Here is a 17,652-nt window from a genome sequence, read left to right as displayed (position 1 = left end):
TTAAGCGAACGTCCGGTATCGCCGGATCGTTTCCTCCGCCTCATCAATTGCCTCAGGCGTCCCGACCGTGAGCCAATGTCCTTCGAGCATCATGCCGTAGAGCCGCCCGCGGGCAATCGCCTTGTCGAAATAGAGGTTCAGGTTGAATGCATCGTCGGGCGCATCGTCGAAGAATGAGGTGTTCATCGCGATCGCACCGGCGTAGACGACGGGATCGGGTCCCTGGTCGCGATACCGGCTGAGCTTGCCGTCGGCGGCGAGGTTGAAATCGTTCTTGCCGTTGTGGCCGGTCGTGTCTTCAAGTTTCACGCACAACATAGCCATGTCCATCCGTCTTGGATCGAAGAATCCGGCTAAGCGGCGGAGGTTGCTCGGTCGATCGGTCGGCTCGCCGATCCAGAAGAGGTCGGCGTTCGTGACGAAGACATTACCACGATCCAGCAGCTTCAGACCCTTTGCCAAGCCGCCGCCGTTGTTCATCAGCCGGTCGCGCTCGTCGGAAACGATGAGCTCGAGGTTGGCGTAGCACTCGAGGTGTGCCAGCATCTGTTCAGCAAGATAATGGACGTTCACCACCGCCTTCTCGACACCGGCCTCGACAAGCGAATCCAGCGCGTAGTCGATCATCGGCTTGCCGTCGATCTTCACCAGCGGCTTCGGGATCGTATCGGTGATCGGGCGCATACGGGTGCCGAGGCCGGCAGCCAGCACCATGGCTTGCTTAATCGTCATGTCATCCGGAACTTATGATTCGCTCGCCACTATACCAGCTCTTACGCACCAGTCGCGCAAGGGGGCAAGCGATTCATGCTGCAGGGCGACGTCGAGATAGGCGAGCGTGCGCGGCATATGCTTCATATAACCGGGCTTGCCATCACGTTGCATCAGCCGCACCCAGAGGCCGGCGAGTTTGCAATTACGCTGCGCCGACATGATGGCCCAGCTCTTGAGGAACAGCGCCTCGTCAAAGCCGCCTTGAGCCCGCCGCAACGAAAGATAGTCGTCCATGAGTTGACGAAACAGCGCCGGCACGATGGTAACGCGTGCATCCTGCACGATTGAGGCGAGATCGTAGGCCGTGGGGCCGATCATCGCATCCTGGAAATCGATCAATCCGACACGCTTGATACCGATTTCGTTGGCACGCCAGATAATGTTCGGCGAATGGAAATCGCGCAGAAGCAGGTTCTTCTCCGCTGCACCGAGTTCGTCGATCAGCCGATCCCAGATCGCCAGATACTCGTCGCGCTCGGCATCGCTCGCCGGTGCGCCGGCGCGTTTCCAGGGGAGGTGCCAGTCCAGAACGAGGCGTACCTCCATCTTCATCGCGGCACGGTCGAAATCAGGGATGTGGTGGACGTGCGTCTCGGTGACGCGGACATCCTGTGGCATCGCCAGCGAATGCAGCTGTGCCAGGCACGCGACACTCGCCCTGTAACGCTCGGCAATCGGCGCGCCGTCGCCGTCAAGGACGCCATCGGAGCCGAGATCCTCCAGAAGCAGGATGCCCTGTTCGTAGTCGACCTTGAGGATCGCCGGCGTCGCAAATCCTTCCTGGTGCAGCGCATTGGCGATGGCCACGAAGGGGTAGGCGTTTTCCGCAAGATGCGCGACCTTCGGATAGGGTTTGCCGTCGAAAACCGGCGGCCCTTCTGCAAGCGGGGGCCAATCCATCAGGATCCGGCGAACGCCGTCGGCGGGATAGACCGCTTCATAGGCGCGAAGGGAGGCGTCGCCTGTCAGAAAACGGCGCCTGGCACCTGCAAGACCGGCGTCGTCTATAAACGCGCGAATTGCCAGCACGCGGCGAATACGAGCCTGCTGCTTTTCGGGGGCCGCGATTGTGACGCGCCGTCCTGCGCTTTCGTGCTCCAGCCTCAGGGTGATCCTGTGGGCCGGCAGTTCTCCCTCTGCCATCTCAGGCCATTCGACCAGGCATATGCCGTCCTGCAGGGCCTCGTCGAAACCAAGTTCGGTCAATTCTGCCGCATCTCCGAGGCGGTAAAGATCGAAATGGGAGACCGGAATACGCAAATCGTAGGATTGTACCAGCGTGAAGGTGGGGCTCGGCACTTCCAGCTCGGCGTCATCGGCCAGCGCCCGCAGGAGAGCCCTGGCGAGGGCCGACTTTCCTGCGCCCAGATCGCCGGACAGCGCCAGGCAGTCGCCTGCGTTGAGGGCCAGCGCCATATCCTCGCCAAAACGGATCGTCGCCGCCTCATCGTCAAGGTAGAGGGAGATGGCAGTGCCCGTCGTCATTCGGCTGCGGCGATGGAGGACGGCATGTCGGCAGATGGAATGCGGCAGACGACCGTTGTTCCCTTGCCGGGTTGGCTGTCGATTGAAACCTGCCCGTTATGCAGATTGACGAAGCTGTCGACAATCGAGAGCCCGAGGCCCGCCCCGCCGCGCTTCCCGCTCTTAGCGCTGGTTGCGAAGCGATCGAAGACATTGCTGATCGTCTCCTGCGAAATACCCGGGCCGCGATCGCTGACGGAGAAGACGAAATCCGTTCCATCACGATCGCATTGCAGCGAAATTGCGGCGCCCTCGGGCGAGAAGTTTGCCGCATTCGACAGCAGTTTGACCAGAATCTGCTTCAGACGCTGGGGGTCCGCAACGATCGATCCGAGCCGCGCCGGTGCGGTGATTTCTAGCGAAACGCCGCTCTCCTGCAGGCGATCGGCGATCTGTATGGAGACGTCGTCGAGGAGGTCGCCAAGTTCGATTTCCGAGTAATTGAGCCGCATGATGCCGGCATCGACCGTCGCCAGGTCGAGGATATCGTTCACCAGGGTCAGGAGCACCGACGATGAGGTCGAGATATGATCGATATATTCGGACTGGCGTTCGTTGAGTTCGCCCAGTCCGGGCGTACGCAGGAGATCGGTGAAGCCGATGATGTTGGTGAGCGGCGAGCGCAGTTCGTAGGAGACATGCTGGACGAAATCGTTCTTCAGCTCATCGGCCTTGCGCAGGGCGTCGTTCTTTTCTGTCAGCGCACGTTCGGCCCTTACGCTGTCTGTCATGTTGACGAAGGTCAACATGGTCTGGGCGTTCGGCAGCGGGATGACCGCAAAGTCGAGCACCAGACCGGAGAACAGCTCGAGCGTTCCCTGACTGGAGCGACGTTCGTCGTCGAAGCTGGTGATCAATTCGGCAAACGTCTTCCAGCCATCTGGACGGTCATAGGAGGGGGCGCAGGCTTCGCCGAGCGCACGAATATGAGTGCCGGGCTTTGCTTCGGCTTCGGTAATGCCCCACAACGCCCGGAAGGCCGGGTTCGAAAGCCGAATACGGCCGTCTGGCCCGAACACGGCAACGCCTTCGGAGAGATGGTCGATGGTCTCTCCCTGAACCTTGAGCAGCGTGTTGTAGCGTGTCTCGAGGTCGACCTGTTCCGTCAGATTTTCAAAGACCCAGGTCGCGCCGCCCTGTGGATGGGCGGTCGCGAAGACCCGCAGCGTCTGTCCGTTCGGCAGGTGCCAGAGATCCGATTGGGTGTCGAGCGCGCGGTAGACCGAAAGAGCGGTATCCTTCCAGGATTTCCAGTTCAGCTGGTCCGGCAGCTTCTTGGCGGCGCGCAGGCGTTCCAGCAGCTCGGCATTGTCCGGCCGGCTTTCGAGGAACGCGATATCGAGCTGCCAGAGCGAGACGAAGGCCTGGTTATAAAATTGAAGGCGGCGATCGCCGTCGAAGATCGCAACGGGTGTCGCCAGATGGTCGAGCGTCTCGGCGTGGCTTTTCAGGGTCCGCTCGAGCTCGGCTCGCACAGCCTCGATGCCGGTGACGTCGACGGCAATGCCCGCCGAACCGCTAGGAACCTTCACGTCGACAACGTCGAAGAAAGTGCGGTTGCCTTGGACGACGGTCGAGATCTTGTCGTGGAACGGCGATTCCGGTGTCGCCGTCGCCCGAATGCGTTCGCGGGCGATGGTCGTCAGCAGCTCGCGACCTTCATTGATGGCCTCGCCCGGCGATACGGCGTCCACTGCATCCCCATAGGCGTGGTTGACCCACGTCAACCGTCCGTCGGTGTCGCGCTGCCATGCAGGCAGGTCGATGGAATCGAGGAGGCCCTGGAAAGCCGAAATCGAGGCAAGCAGCCGGTCGCGTTCGATCTTCAGTTCGGCAAGTTCGGCGCGGAGATTGTTGAGTGCGACGAAACGGACGAACGCGCGGCCGCCGGACACGCGCCCCTGCGCCTCCAGAATTTCGTCCCGGTGCGTCTCGATCACCATGTCGAAACTGTGGGCCGATTCGCGCAGGCGATCGATCGCCCGCTCCAGTTCGGATGCCGAGCGCGGCCTGAGCCACAGCCCGAAAGCAAGGAATTCGTTGTCCTGGGGAGCGCCTGTTTCCGGCGGCAGCTGGCCGAGCAATTCCGGGCGCTCCTCGCCGTCCCATATCACGATACGCCGGTTCTTATCGGCGATCAGGGCTTCGTATTGCGAAATGCGCTGCTGTGCGTCGGAAAGCGCGGAGCGCATGCCGCGGCTTTCGGTTTCGAGGTTTCCGCGCTGGCGTACCACCCAAAGGGTCGACAGAAGTGCCGCCGAAATGACGCCGATCACGACGGAAAGACCGACGACCTGCGAGGATGTGAAAAGATGCGCGGAAGCTGCGGCTTCGGATTCCACCTGCGCGAAAACCGGCCGCGCCAGCGACGCAATGGCCGTACCGGCAGCAAAGGTCACGGCGATGCGAGCCAACACCCCCAGTTTCTGCGTCGAAGCCGTGGGCGCTCCGATGGATTTCCTGTCGCCTGAGAGCAACGGGCAGGGGGCAGCGCGAACACCATCCTCTGCCTGTTCAATCAGGCTGTGCATCGTTTCCGACATGCCCGGTATGTCTCCGTCCTTTAATGTGCCGCATCACGACAAGACATCCCATTTTCGAAGCAAACGGACGCGTCCGTGGCAACGAATCGAGTGTTAAAACAATACTTCGGAAGGGATTCGGCGGGAAGGCATATGTCAAAAAATAAGGGTGCGGCATTTGTCAATGCCGCACCCTCTAGATGTTGTGGATATCGGTTGCCTGATCAATATCTGTAGTGGTCAGCCTTGAACGGACCCTGCGGCGTGACTCCGATATAGGCGGCCTGCTCTTCGGAAAGCTGCGTCAGTTTCACGCCGAGCTTGTCGAGATGCAGGCGCGCAACCTTCTCGTCGAGGTGTTTCGGCAGGATGTAGACTTGGTTCTGGTATTGGCCGGGCTTGGTGAAAAGCTCGATCTGCGCCAGCGTCTGGTTCGTGAACGAAGCCGACATGACGAAGGACGGGTGACCGGTCGCATTGCCGAGGTTCAGCAGGCGGCCTTCGGAAAGAAGGATGATACGATTGCCCTTCGGGAATTCGATCAGGTCGACCTGCGGCTTGACGTTGGTCCACTTCAGGTTACGAAGCGCGGCGACTTCGATCTCGTTGTCGAAGTGACCGATGTTGCCGACGATCGCCATGTCCTTCATCGCGCGCATGTGGTCGATGCGGATGACGTCCTTGTTGCCGGTCGTGGTGATGAAGATATCCGCCGATGAGACAACGTCTTCCAGCAGAACGACTTCATAGCCGTCCATCGCAGCCTGCAGGGCGCAAATCGGATCGGCTTCCGTAACCTTGACGCGGGCGCCGGCGCCGGAAAGCGAAGCGGCAGAACCCTTGCCGACATCGCCGTAGCCGCAGACGACGGCAACCTTGCCGGCCATCATGACGTCTGTGCCGCGGCGGATGCCGTCAACCAGAGATTCCTTGCAGCCGTACTTGTTGTCGAACTTCGACTTGGTGACGGAATCGTTGACGTTGATCGCTGGGAAAGGCAGCAGGCCCTTCTGGCTGAGCTGGTACAGGCGGTTCACGCCGGTGGTGGTTTCTTCAGTCACGCCCTTGATGGCATCGCGCTGCTTGGTGAACCAGCCCGGCGAGGCGGCGAGGCGCTTCTTGATCTGCGCGAAAAGGATTTCTTCCTCTTCCGAATGTGGGTTGGAGAGGACGTCCTCTCCGGCTTCGGCGCGGGCGCCGAGCAGGATGTACATCGTCGCGTCGCCGCCGTCGTCGAGAATCATATTGGAGACGCCACCGTCGGCCCACTGGAAGATCTTGTCGGTATAGACCCAGTAATCCTCAAGCGACTCGCCCTTGATCGCGAAGACCGGAACGCCGGAAGCGGCGATTGCAGCGGCGGCATGGTCTTGCGTCGAGAAGATGTTGCACGAGGCCCAGCGGACTTCGGCACCGAGAGCGACCAGTGTCTCGATGAGGACGGCCGTCTGAATCGTCATGTGCAGCGAGCCGGTGATGCGCGCACCCTTGAGCGGCTTTGCTTCGCCGAATTCGGCGCGGCAGGACATCAGGCCCGGCATTTCAGTCTCGGCTATCGTGATTTCCTTGCGGCCGAAATCCGCAAGACCGATATCGGCGACGACATAATCTTTTTCAGTGCTCATTGGGTTCTCCAGGCTGAAAGGCGTCTCAGAAAGGCGAAGGCGCGAAAAATGTCGCACCGCGAAACGTCCGCGTGCAAACGCGGCTATGCCCGCCGTTTAGCAGGCTTCTATGACGAAGGCAATAATGATATAAAGAAGTCTTTATATGTTTATATGATCCGCTCGGGAATCACATCTCTTCGCCGAACTTGTTCTGGATCAGCTCATCGAGCGCTTCGAGCGCCTGCGTGGCTTGATTGCCGCTGGCGGAGATGAGGACGCTCGAGCCAGGGCTCGCGGCCAGCATCATCAACCCCATGATCGAGTTGCCGCCGACAGTCATGCCATCCTTAGACACGGTGATTGCCGCATCGAACGTCTCGACCGTCTGCACGAATTTTGCCGAAGCACGTGCATGCAGTCCGCGCTTGTTGATGATGAGAATTTCCCGGGAGAGCGAGGAGGTCATGAGAGGTGGCTCGTTATTTGCCGCTGAGAACGCGACTGGCGACGTTGATGTACTTTCGGCCGGCCTCGGACGCTTCGACGAGCGCCTTCTCCATGTTGTTTTCGCCGCGCACGCCTGCAAGCTTGATGAGCATCGGCAGGTTCATGCCGGCAATGACCTCGGTATGACCGCTGCTCATCACCGAGATCGCGAGATTGGAGGGCGTGCCACCGAACATATCGGTCAAGATAACCACGCCATGACCATCGTCCGCACTTGCCACCGCTTCGAGAATATCCTGCCGCCTCTGATCCATGTCGTCCTCAGGACCGATACAGACCGTTTCGATGAATTTCTGAGGACCGACAACGTGTTCGACCGCATGACGAAACTCTTCAGCCAGCTTGCCATGCGTGACAAGCACAAGTCCGATCATGATACTACTGCTCCTAGTGGCGTATGCAAACGGTGGATCGAATATCGCAATGCAGCAATCTCGTCCACCGTGGGGGCACATCTTGGCGATGAAAAGCCGAAGTGCAAGACAAAAATACGACTTTTTGGCCGCGATTTGCCGATTTCGCAGGCACTATCGTCCAATATCGGGCACCTTCGCCATTAATACAGCCAGCGGCAGCGGTGTGTTGGCCAGCAACCGAATGGCCGGCAGATCGACGTGGTCGGCAATCGTAACGCGTTCGCCGTCGGGCGGGAGGCGATCCGGGCCTGACGCGTCACCGGGAAGGATTGCGTAGTGCATCGGGGCTTCGGCGACGTGCGGTACCCGAACGATCCCGGTGCCGCGCAACTCGATCAGCCCCGCGATCGAAGGCGGGCACACCGCAACCACGGCACCGTTCCTTTGCGAAATGAGAACCTGATCGTCTGCGACCAGCATGGAGGCTATGCCCAGGCGATTGCCTTCGCTGATGCATGCAAATGCAAGCATCGACTTTCCCCATCCCGAGGGGCCCAGGAACAGCAGCCCGGTCTTGCCGATTACGATGGCGGTCGCATGAATATTTGGAGCGCCGGCCGTCATGCTAGGGAATCGGCGGGCAGGGCAAGAGTGAACCGAGCACCCGCGACCTTTTCGGTCTCCGGATCAACGATGTTTTCCGCCCGAAGCGAGCCGCCGTGCGCTTCCGCGATCTGGCGGCTGATCGACAGTCCGAGACCGGAATTCTGGCCAAAGCCCTCGGCTTCGGGGCGGTCGGTGTAGAAACGCTCGAAGATGCGATCGATGTTCTCTGCCTGAATGCCCGGACCGTTGTCTTCGACATAAACGATGCAGCGCGAGCGCGTCCGCACCAGCCTCACGGTGATTTTGCCGTCCTGATCGGAGACGAAGGAGCGGGCGTTCTCGATCAGATTGGTGATGATCTGGCCGATGCGCAGGTCGTGGCCCTTGACGACGAAACGCGTCTTGACGCCCGGCTTGCGCTCGATGGCGAACTCGATCTGCACTTCCTTCTTGCGGCTGCGGATCTGTCTCGAAATCTCGACGAGATCGCGCAGCAGCACTTCGAGATCCACCGAGCCCGCATCGACGCGGGCGAGTTCCGCGTCGAGACGTGAGGCGTCGGAGATGTCGCTGATCAGGCGGTCGAGGCGTCGAACGTCGTGCTGGATCACGTCCATGAGGCGTTTCTTGGAATCGTCCGACTTGGCAAGCGGCAGCGTTTCGACGGCACTCCGCAGCGAGGTCAGCGGGTTCTTCAGCTCGTGGCTGACATCCGCCGCAAAACTCTCGATTGCGTCGATCCGGTCGTAGAGGGCAGTCGTCATCTCGCGAAGCGCGATGGACAGGTTGCCGATCTCGTCCTGTCGGGCCGAAAAATCCGGAATCTCTTCTCGTTCCTTCGCCCCGCGGCGCACGCGGATCGCGGCGGCCGAAAGACGGCGCAGGGGATTGGCGATCGTCGAGGAAAGCACCAGCGAAAGGAGCACGTTGACCAATGTGGCAACACCGAAGACCCGCATGATGGCGAGACGCTCGGCATGGACGATATTGTCGATATCGCCTGCCTGCGTCGACAACAGCAAAACGCCGAGCACTGCCCGGAAACGCTGGATCGGAACCGCCACCGAAACGATCAGCTCGCCTTTTTCGGTCGTTCGCACGACGGCGCCGCGCACGCCGGTCAGCGCGTTCATGACTTCGGGATAGATCGAACCGTCGCCGCCCGGCGCTTCCTTGTAGAGCGGCAGGTTGCCCGGTTGCAGCACTTTGTTGAAGATCGTGGCGAACCATTCGCCCCAGGTTTGCTCCTCGTCCTCGACGGGCGGAAGATCGAACCGCAGGACCTGGCCCCGCGAATAAAGGTGACGCGAATCGAGCAGCAAGTTTGCGTCGGCGTCGAAGATGCGAGCGCGGGTCCTGGTCGGCGAGATCAGCCGACGAAGCACCGGCGCGACCTTCTCCGGATCGATCGGGAATTCGAGGTCCTCGTCGTTCGGAACGGGCGTGATGCTTTGGCCGGCCTGCAGTTCAAGCAGCTTTTCGGGATCGATCGTAATGGAGTTGGTATCGACGGACGCCGAGGCGGAGACCGCGCCGGCAATGATCTCGCCTTGCGTCAGCAGGCTCTCGACACGAGCGTCGATCAGCCCCTCGCGAAACTGGTTCAGGTAAAGAATACCGCCGACTAGGACGACCAGCGCAGCAAGATTGAAGAACAGGATACGGCGCGTGAGGCTGGAAAACACGGCATTGCCGAAAATGCGGCGGATGATCGTAAAGGGATGGGACCAACGCCGTCCCCTGACGCGGCGGCCGCTTAAGCCCTCCACGTCATCGAGATCCCTTTCCTGCACCAACTGTGCCAACGACATGCCCTTTCGGAGAGCGGACCGCTTGCGCGGCCGTCAGCTCTCGGCAATTCCACGTGCCGCGCCGCTCGGGCGTCAGGCTGCTTCGCGGAAGCGGTATCCCACTCCGTAGAGCGTTTCAATCATATCAAAGTCGTTATCGACCATCTTGAACTTCTTGCGAAGGCGCTTGATGTGGCTGTCGATTGTACGATCGTCGACATAGACCTGCTCATCATAGGCCGCATCCATCAGTGCGTCGCGGCTTTTGACGACACCCGGGCGCTGCGCCAGGGAGTGCAGGATCAGGAATTCCGTGACCGTCAGCGTGACGGGCTCGCCCTTCCAGGTGCAGGTGTGCCGCTCCTGGTCCATCACCAGTTGGCCGCGCTCCAGCGAGCGGGCAAGCTGGGCAGCGCCCGGCTTCGGCGCAGCGCCGCCAGCGGCGGCCGTCGCCTCGCGGCTCGAGGCGCGGCGCAGAACGGCGCGGACGCGCTCGACCAGAAGCCTTTGCGAGAAAGGCTTGGTGATGAAGTCGTCGGCTCCCATCTTCAAACCGAAAAGCTCATCGATTTCCTCGTCCTTGGAGGTCAGGAAAATCACCGGCATGTCGGATTTCTGGCGCAGGCGCCGCAGAAGTTCCATCCCGTCCATGCGTGGCATCTTGATATCGAAGATGGCCAGCTGCGGTGGGCGGGCGAGAAGACCGTCAAGCGCCGATGCACCGTCCGTGTATGTTTCGACCTTATATCCTTCCGCCTCAAGTGCAATCGACACTGAGGTGAGGATGTTGCGGTCGTCGTCAACGAGCGCGATTGTCGCCATGGTGTTCGTCTCCGTCATCTATGCGCGTCTCCAAGGAATATAAGACTTGTCCCCCAGGCGGCCTTTCTGAACCGGATGCGCTTATGGGGATAAAGGTGGAACAAATTGTGGCAAAGATAAAGGGGAGGATTGTTGCAAAGTTTTGATGACAACCTATAGCTGTGCGACAAAGTGATCCGGTCCCCAATGATTCAAACGATTTAAAATAATCGCAATCAATTTAAATCGATTAAATAATTGATATTATTACATTTTATCGATTTTCTCCTATTGCGTTTTAAAAATCATGCCCGTACGGTCGCGCTCAGTTCTTAATGGCACTGAGCCTCAAGGGAAAGGGAAACACCATGGAGTTGTTCGGAGTCCACAACCCGGCGGTAGAGCTGGCGACGACAGGTTTGGCCGGCGCAAAGAGCGTCCGCTATAACTTTACCGCCGCTTCTCTCTATGAAGAATCGATTCGCCGGGGTGAGGCCGAACTCACCGCCCATGGGGCGCTGCGGGCTCTGACGGGCCAGCACACCGGCCGGTCGCCGCGGGACAAGTTCGTCGTCCGCGATGCAAATACCGAAGGTCGGATCTGGTGGGACAACAACAAGCCGATGTCGCCGGAGCATTTTGCACTGCTGAAGCAGGATATGCTGGCGCACGCGGCCGGAAAGGAACTGTTCGTGCAGGACCTGATCGGCGGCGCGGACGCGGGCAATGCCTTGCCCACCCGCGTCGTGACGGAGCTCGCCTGGCATTCGCTGTTCATCCGCAATCTGTTGATCCGTCCGGACCGTTCGGCACTCGAATCCTTCGTTCCCAAGCTGACGATCATCGACCTGCCGAGCTTCAAGGCTGATCCGGCACGCTATGGCTGCCGCACGGAAACCGTGATCGCCTGCGACCTGACGAACGGCGAGGTCCTGATCGCCGGAACGTCCTACGCAGGCGAGATGAAGAAGTCGGTCTTCACCGTGCTTAACTACCTTCTGCCCGCCAAGGGCGTCATGCCGATGCACTGCTCGGCGAATGTCGGCCCGGATGGCGATGCGGCTGTCTTCTTCGGGCTTTCGGGCACCGGCAAGACAACGCTGTCGGCTGATCCGGCGCGCACCCTGATCGGCGACGACGAGCATGGCTGGGGCGAAGACGGCATCTTCAATTTCGAAGGGGGCTGCTACGCCAAGACGATCCGTCTGTCGGCGGAAGCAGAGCCTGAAATCTACGCCACCACCCAGCGCTTCGGAACGGTTCTCGAGAACGTCGTCCTGAACGACCTGCGCGAACCTGATTTCAATGATGGGTCGCTGACGGAAAATACCCGGTGCGCATATCCCCTGGAATTCATTCCTAATGCATCTGAAACCGGCTTGGCGGGCCACCCCAAGACGATCATCATGCTGACGGCCGACGCCTTCGGTGTCATGCCGCCGATCGCCAAGCTGACGCCGGATCAGGCGATGTACCACTTCCTGTCGGGCTACACCGCCAAGGTCGCAGGAACGGAAAAGGGCGTGAACGAGCCGGAAGCGACGTTTTCGACCTGCTTCGGCGCTCCGTTCATGCCGCGCCACCCCTCGGAATACGGCAACTTGCTGAAGGATCTCATCGGCCGCCACGGCGTGGAATGCTGGCTGGTCAACACCGGATGGACGGGTGGTGCTTATGGCACGGGCAAACGCATGCCGATCAAGGCAACGCGGGCCCTTCTTGCCGCGGCGCTCTCCGGAGAGCTGGGCAGGGCCGAGTTCCGCCCGGATCCGAATTTCGGCTTCGCCGTCCCCATCGCGGTCCAGGGCGTCGAACGCGGGATTCTCGATCCGCGGTCCACATGGCAGGATGCGGCCGCCTACGACGCGCAGGCCGCAAAGCTCGTCGCCATGTTCATCGAGAACTTCGCCAAGTTCGAAGATCACGTCGATGGCGGGGTGCGCGATGCGGCCCCGGGTTTTCGGATTGCCGCTGAGTAGCACAGCAAAGCATTGATGATTCACGTGAAACCCCGGCGTCGGTTCGCCGGGTTTTTGCGTGTTTTCAAGCCGCCGACAATGTGAGATAGAGATCGCATGGCCAGCGACCCGCTCTATATCGACGATCGCATCACCATCGCCGGATGGGAACTGACGGAACAGTTCGTTCTGGCGGGTGGTCCCGGCGGGCAGAACGTCAACAAGGTGTCCACCGCCGTTCAGCTGTTCTTCAACGTTGCGAACTCACCTGCGCTCAACGAACGGGTCAAGGCCAACGCCATAAAGCTTGCCGGAAGGCGTCTCTCCAAGGAAGGCGTGCTGATGATCGAGGCAAGCCGTTTCCGCAGCCAGGATCGCAATCGCGAGGATGCGCGCGAACGGCTGAAGGAAATGATTCTCGAGGCAGCAAAACCGCCGCCACCACCCCGCAGGAAGACAAAGCCGACGAAAGGCTCTGTCGAACGGCGGCTTAAAGCGAAGTCCGGCCGATCCGAGGTCAAGAAGATGCGTGGGCGTCCGCCGGGCGGAGAGTAAGATGCCGCAGTTGCCCAACGGCGTTCGCCATCGCCCCGAATATCTCAACCGCGCACGTCAGGAGGCCCTGGTCGCCGCGATCCGCGCAGTCGTAGCCGATGCGCCGCTCTTCGTGCCTGTCATGCCGGGAACCGGCAAACCGATGTCGGTGCGAATGACGAATTGTGGACCTCTGGGTTGGGTCACGGACAAGCAGCGCGGCTATCGCTATCAGGAGATCCACCCGATCACGGGCAAGCCGTGGCCGGGTATCCCGACAGAGTTGCTGGAGATCTGGGACGATGTGTCCGGTTATCGAAAGCCGCCGCAGGCTTGCCTCGTCAATTTCTATTCGGATGAGGCACGCATGGGGCTGCATCAGGACAAGGACGAACAGGATCTGGAAGCGCCGGTCGTTTCCATTTCGCTCGGCAACGCCTGCCTTTTCCGTGTCGGCGGAGTGAGTCGCGAAGGGCGGACGCTGTCCTTCAAACTGTCGAGCGGCGACGTCGTTGTTCTCGGAGGCGAGGGGAGGCTGTGTTTCCACGGCGTCGACCGTATTTATCCGGCAACCTCGACCCTGCTGAAAAACGGCGGCCGCATCAACCTGACGCTCCGCCGTGTCACACCTTAAAGCTTTCTGAGTGCGACTTGCTCGGTCAGATGATTCTGGCCCTTGCGAAGGATGAGATCGGCGCGCGGGCGCGTCGGGAGGATGTTTTCGCGCAGGTTCTTAAGGTTGATGTTCTCCCACAGCCCTTCGGCGATCGAAAGCGCTTCGTCTTCGCTGATCGACGCATAGCGGTGAAAGAACGAATTCGGATCACGAAAGGCGGTCTCGCGCAACCGCATGAACCGTGTGACGTACCAGTTGTGAATCCGGCTTTCTTCCGCGTCGATATAGATCGAGAAGTCGAAAAAATCGGACACCATCGGCACGATCTTGCCGCCGGCGGGCAGATCGCGCGATTGCAACACGTTGATACCCTCGAAGATCAGAATATCGGGCCGGTCGATGATCGTGTATTCGTTCGGCAACACGTCATAGACCAGATGCGAGTAGGACGGCGCCTTGACGTTCGGCTGCCCGGCCTTGATCGCGGCCAGAAAGCGCAGAATTGCGCCCGTATCGTAGCTTTCGGGAAAACCCTTGCGCTGCATCAGGTTTTCCCGTTGCAGAACGGTGTTGGGGTAGAGAAAGCCATCCGTCGTCACCAGGTCCACCTTCGGGCTGGAGGGCCAGCGCCGCAGCAGTTCCTTCAGAATGCGGGCAGTCGTCGACTTGCCGACGGCCACCGAGCCGGCGATTCCGATGACGAAGGGCGTCTTGGCGACATTGGAGAGGCTGAGGAACCGATTGCGCTGCTCGAAAAGCAACTGCGACGATTCCACATGCGCGGACAGAAGCCGCGACAACGACAGATAGATCCGTCGTACTTCGTCGAGGTCGATAGGATCGCCCATGGAGCGCAGCCGCTTGACTTCGTCCAGCGTCAGCGTCAGCGGTGTATCCGCGCGGAAATGAGCCCACTCTTCCGACGAAAAGAAATGATAGGGCGAATAGTCGTTCGCCTGGAAATGGTCGAGCGCCTCAGGTGCGCCTTGAATTTGCTTCGCAATGCTCATGGATCTTGCCGACCGGCCTTTTCCTTGATGCCGGATTGCCCGGTCCGGCGTTCGAGTTCATCCATGACACTCTGCAACGGAATGCCCGCGATCTTCAATACGACCAACAGATGATAGAGGACGTCGGCCGCCTCGTAGGTGAGATTGTCGCGGTCGTCGACGACGGCGGCCATCACGGCCTCGATCGCTTCCTCGCCGAGCTTCTTTGCCGCTTTCGCTTGCCCGGCCGCGACAAGCTTCGCCGTCCAGGACTCCGTCGCAGGTGCCTTTGAGCGCTCTTCGACGATCTTTTCGAGATCGAAAAGGGTAAATTGTGTCATTGCCTAGCCTTCAGCTCAGTCGAGACGCATCGCGATGCCGTGCGAAGCCATATAGCGCTTGGCCTCGCCGACGGAATAGGTACCGAAGTGGAAGATCGAGGCGGCGAGAACGGCGGTTGCGTGCCCCTGTTTGACGCCGGCCACCAGATCGTCGAGATCCCCGACGCCGCCGGAAGCGATCACCGGCACGCGAACCGCATCGGCAATCGCCCGCGTCAGCTCGAGATCGTAGCCGACTTTGGTTCCGTCGCGGTCCATCGAGGTGACCAGCAGCTCGCCGGCCCCGCGCTCGACCATTTTCGCGGCGAAATCCACGGCGTCGATGCCGGTCGCATTGCGGCCGCCGTGGGTGTAGATCTCCCAGGCGCTGATGTTGTCGCCGCCGACCGTCCGCGTCAGCCGGCGCTTGGCGTCGATCGAAACGACGATGCACTGGTCGCCGAACTTATCCGCCGCTTCCGCCACGAAATCCGGATTGTTGACCGCGGCCGAATTGATCGAAACCTTGTCGGCGCCGCAAAGCAGCAGCTTGCGGATGTCGCCAAGCGTGCGCACGCCGCCGCCGACCGTCACAGGCATGAAGCACTGCTCCGCGGTGCGCGCCACGACATCGAAGATCGTTTCGCGATTGTCCGAGGATGCGGTGATGTCGAGGAAGCAGAGTTCGTCGGCGCCCGCCGCATCGTAGGCCTTTGCTGCTTCCACGGGATCGCCGGCATCGACCAGGTTGACGAAGTTGACGCCCTTGACGACGCGGCCGTCCTTGACGTCGAGGCAGGGAATGACACGCGCCTTGAGGGTCATTGCACAATCTCCTTTGCCCGCGCCGCCTTGATCAGCGCCAGGGCTTCGCGGGGATCTATGCGGCCGTCATAGAGCGCGCGACCGGAGATCGCACCCTCGAGCTTGCTTGCATCGGGCTCCAGCATCCGCCTGACGTCGTCGATTGAGGCGAGGCCGCCGGATGCGATGACCGGCATGGAAACGGCGTCGGCAAGTTCCAGCGTCGAATCCCAGTTGATGCCGGTCAGAATGCCGTCGCGGTCGATGTCGGTGTAGATGATCGCGGCGACACCGGCGCCCTCGAATTTTCTGGCCAGTTCGACAATCCCGAGCTCCGAAGCCTCGGCCCATCCCTCGACGGCAACCTTGCCGCCCTTGGCATCGATGCCGACTGCGACGCGGCCCGGAAATGTTCTGCAGGCTTCGATCACCAGCGCCGGATTGCGGACGGCGACGGTACCGAGGATGACGCGCGCCAATCCGCGCGACAGCCAGCTCTCGATGTGATCGAGCGTGCGGATGCCTCCGCCCAGCTGAACCGGGTTCTTCGTCGCCTTCAGGATCGCGTCGACGGCAGCGCCGTTGACGCTCTCGCCCGCAAAGGCGCCGTTCAGGTCAACGACATGCAGCCATTCGAAGCCCTGGTCCTCGAAAGCCTTGGCCTGCGCAGCGGGGTCCGGATTGTAAACGGTGGCCTGCTCCATGTCGCCAAGCTTGAGGCGAACGCACTGGCCGTCCTTGAGGTCGATGGCAGGAAATAGGATCATTCTGTTCAGTCCTTGCAATCGCGCGAGCTCAGGGCTTCCAGCGCAGGAAATTGGCAATCAGGGCGAGGCCGAGCTTCTGGCTCTTTTCCGGATGGAACTGGGCTCCCGCCATGTTGTCGCGGCCGACAAAGGCGGTGATCGGTCCACCGTAGCCGGCGGTCGCAATCACATCGTCGTCATTCGCCGCGGCAAGATGGTAGGAATGCACGAAATAGGCATGCAGTCCGTCAGGCCCGGTGGGAATCCCGTCAAAAAGCGGGTGGGGAGTATGAAGGTCGAGCGTATTCCAGCCGATCTGCGGAATTTTCAAACTGGGGTCGTCAGGCGTCATCCTGACGACATCGCCGGGGATCCAGCCGAAACCGTCTGTCACGGTCTTCTCGAGGCCGCGGGACGACATCAGCTGCATGCCGACGCAGATGCCGAGGAACGGCCGAGCCTTCGTCTCGACCGCCTCGACGAGCGCCTCGCCCATGCCGGCAACGGCCCCGAGTCCACGGCGGCAATCCGCATAGGCGCCGACGCCGGGAAGCACGACGCGGTCGGCGGCGGCCACGTGCTCCGCCTTGTCGGTGAGATCAATGACCGCATCGATGCCGGCTTCACGGGCCGCGCGCTCGAAGGCCTTCGTTGCCGACCGCAGATTGCCTGAACCGTAGTCGATTATTGCGACGCGCATCAGCGTCCTCCATCCAAACCAAAGAGACCGAGCGAGGTGGCGTTGCCGCGGCTCGCATCGGCATGGGAGGCGCTGTCCCATTGCGGCGAGGGAACGCGGCTTTCGGCAGGCATATCGGTCTGAACGCCCGAAAAATAGATCTCTTCCGCGACCCGCAGGGAATCGGCCGAGACCAGCGCGTCCTCCTTCCAGCCTTTTGAAGCCAGGCTGCGGATGCGGAAATTCTGTCCTTCGAGGGAAACGAGCAGGCTCGTGCCGAAGGCGACGGCAGCGCCGATCGGCCAGAGCCCGGGACGGTCCATCAGGGCGCCGCCGAGGCTTTGCAGCAGGAAGGCGGCGATTGCATGCAGCCAGAGCCGATGGGCGGCAAGCCAGATCCACGGAAACAGGAAGCCGAGCACGGTGAAGCCGTCGCGGATGATCTGCGTCTTCTCGTGGGCGACATCTGCTCCGTCGGGAGCAGTGAGAACCAGATAGCTGGAAGTCATATCGTCAAGC

General features: G+C 60.8%; 18 protein-coding genes. 3 read left to right on the top strand and 15 right to left on the bottom strand.

Annotated elements, in window-relative coordinates; all coding sequences use genetic code 11:
- From ASC97_RS20695 to ASC97_RS20655, 9 genes are all read right to left on the bottom strand, one after another.
- On the bottom strand, positions 1-732 hold the full coding sequence (locus ASC97_RS20695; protein ID WP_057470234.1) for a nucleotidyltransferase family protein: 732 nt from the start codon (positions 730-732) through the stop codon (positions 1-3).
- Between the two features lie 12 nt (positions 733-744).
- Positions 745-2,259 (bottom strand): tRNA (adenosine(37)-N6)-threonylcarbamoyltransferase complex ATPase subunit type 1 TsaE, encoded by a 1,515-nt coding sequence (tsaE, locus tag ASC97_RS20690; protein WP_057470233.1) that lies wholly within the window; start codon positions 2,257-2,259, stop codon positions 745-747.
- Positions 2,256-4,841, bottom strand: a complete 2,586-nt coding sequence (locus ASC97_RS20685; protein ID WP_057470232.1) for a sensor histidine kinase — start codon at positions 4,839-4,841, stop codon at positions 2,256-2,258. Before ASC97_RS20685 ends, tsaE begins: the two co-directional genes overlap by 4 nt.
- A gap of 203 nt (positions 4,842-5,044) precedes the next feature.
- Positions 5,045-6,445: an adenosylhomocysteinase gene (gene ahcY / locus ASC97_RS20680; protein ID WP_057470231.1), complete on the bottom strand. Its 1,401-nt coding sequence runs from the start codon at positions 6,443-6,445 to the stop codon at positions 5,045-5,047.
- A 169-nt stretch (positions 6,446-6,614) separates the two neighbouring features.
- Positions 6,615-6,893: an HPr family phosphocarrier protein gene (locus tag ASC97_RS20675; protein WP_057470230.1), complete on the bottom strand. Its 279-nt coding sequence runs from the start codon at positions 6,891-6,893 to the stop codon at positions 6,615-6,617.
- 13 nt (positions 6,894-6,906) lie between these two features.
- On the bottom strand, positions 6,907-7,308 hold the full coding sequence (locus ASC97_RS20670; protein WP_037064533.1) for a PTS sugar transporter subunit IIA: 402 nt from the start codon (positions 7,306-7,308) through the stop codon (positions 6,907-6,909).
- A gap of 153 nt (positions 7,309-7,461) precedes the next feature.
- Positions 7,462-7,914 (bottom strand): HPr kinase/phosphorylase, encoded by a 453-nt coding sequence (locus ASC97_RS20665; RefSeq protein ID WP_057470229.1) that lies wholly within the window; start codon positions 7,912-7,914, stop codon positions 7,462-7,464.
- On the bottom strand, positions 7,911-9,701 hold the full coding sequence (locus ASC97_RS20660; protein WP_057470470.1) for a sensor histidine kinase: 1,791 nt from the start codon (positions 9,699-9,701) through the stop codon (positions 7,911-7,913). The genes ASC97_RS20665 and ASC97_RS20660 overlap by 4 nt, the downstream gene beginning before the upstream one ends.
- A gap of 78 nt (positions 9,702-9,779) precedes the next feature.
- Complete coding sequence (locus tag ASC97_RS20655; RefSeq protein ID WP_200959519.1) at positions 9,780-10,508, bottom strand: response regulator transcription factor; 729 nt, start codon at positions 10,506-10,508, stop codon at positions 9,780-9,782.
- Positions 10,509-10,855: 347 nt separating this feature from the next.
- Between ASC97_RS20655 and ASC97_RS20650 the strand changes: the two genes are divergently transcribed.
- From ASC97_RS20650 to ASC97_RS20640, 3 genes are all read left to right on the top strand, one after another.
- The gene (locus ASC97_RS20650) at positions 10,856-12,466 is read left to right on the top strand and encodes a phosphoenolpyruvate carboxykinase (protein WP_057470227.1); all 1,611 of its coding nucleotides are present in this window, start codon (positions 10,856-10,858) and stop codon (positions 12,464-12,466) included.
- Positions 12,467-12,562: 96 nt separating this feature from the next.
- Positions 12,563-13,000, top strand: a complete 438-nt coding sequence (arfB, locus tag ASC97_RS20645) for an alternative ribosome rescue aminoacyl-tRNA hydrolase ArfB (RefSeq protein WP_057470226.1) — start codon at positions 12,563-12,565, stop codon at positions 12,998-13,000.
- Between the two features lies 1 nt (position 13,001).
- Positions 13,002-13,613 carry an alpha-ketoglutarate-dependent dioxygenase AlkB family protein gene (locus ASC97_RS20640; protein WP_057470225.1) on the top strand — a complete coding sequence of 204 codons (612 nt, stop codon included), beginning with the start codon at positions 13,002-13,004 and terminating at the stop codon, positions 13,611-13,613.
- Here ASC97_RS20640 and coaA read toward each other — a convergent pair.
- The 6 genes from coaA to ASC97_RS20610 are packed head-to-tail and all read right to left on the bottom strand — an operon-like array spanning position 13,610 to position 17,642.
- Complete coding sequence (gene coaA / locus ASC97_RS20635) at positions 13,610-14,605, bottom strand: type I pantothenate kinase (RefSeq protein ID WP_057470224.1); 996 nt, start codon at positions 14,603-14,605, stop codon at positions 13,610-13,612. The genes ASC97_RS20640 and coaA overlap by 4 nt on opposite strands.
- Positions 14,602-14,925, bottom strand: a complete 324-nt coding sequence (locus ASC97_RS20630) for a phosphoribosyl-ATP diphosphatase (protein WP_057470223.1) — start codon at positions 14,923-14,925, stop codon at positions 14,602-14,604. The genes coaA and ASC97_RS20630 overlap by 4 nt, the downstream gene beginning before the upstream one ends.
- A gap of 15 nt (positions 14,926-14,940) precedes the next feature.
- Positions 14,941-15,729 carry an imidazole glycerol phosphate synthase subunit HisF gene (gene hisF / locus ASC97_RS20625; protein WP_057470222.1) on the bottom strand — a complete coding sequence of 263 codons (789 nt, stop codon included), beginning with the start codon at positions 15,727-15,729 and terminating at the stop codon, positions 14,941-14,943.
- Entirely contained in the window at positions 15,726-16,475 is a 750-nt protein-coding gene (gene hisA / locus ASC97_RS20620; protein WP_057470221.1) for a 1-(5-phosphoribosyl)-5-[(5-phosphoribosylamino)methylideneamino]imidazole-4-carboxamide isomerase, read from the bottom strand. The genes hisF and hisA overlap by 4 nt, the downstream gene beginning before the upstream one ends.
- Positions 16,476-16,503: 28 nt before the next feature.
- On the bottom strand, positions 16,504-17,154 hold the full coding sequence (hisH, locus tag ASC97_RS20615) for an imidazole glycerol phosphate synthase subunit HisH (RefSeq protein ID WP_057470220.1): 651 nt from the start codon (positions 17,152-17,154) through the stop codon (positions 16,504-16,506).
- Entirely contained in the window at positions 17,154-17,642 is a 489-nt protein-coding gene (locus ASC97_RS20610) for a DUF2628 domain-containing protein (protein ID WP_057470219.1), read from the bottom strand. Before ASC97_RS20610 ends, hisH begins: the two co-directional genes overlap by 1 nt.
- Positions 17,643-17,652: the final 10 nt, after the last annotated feature.

The sequence above is a fragment of the Rhizobium sp. Root1203 genome (genome assembly GCF_001424945.1).
GTDB lineage: Bacteria > Pseudomonadota > Alphaproteobacteria > Rhizobiales > Rhizobiaceae > Rhizobium.
The sequence above is the reverse complement of the archived record's forward strand: the minus strand, read 5'-3'. Positions and strand labels throughout refer to the sequence as shown.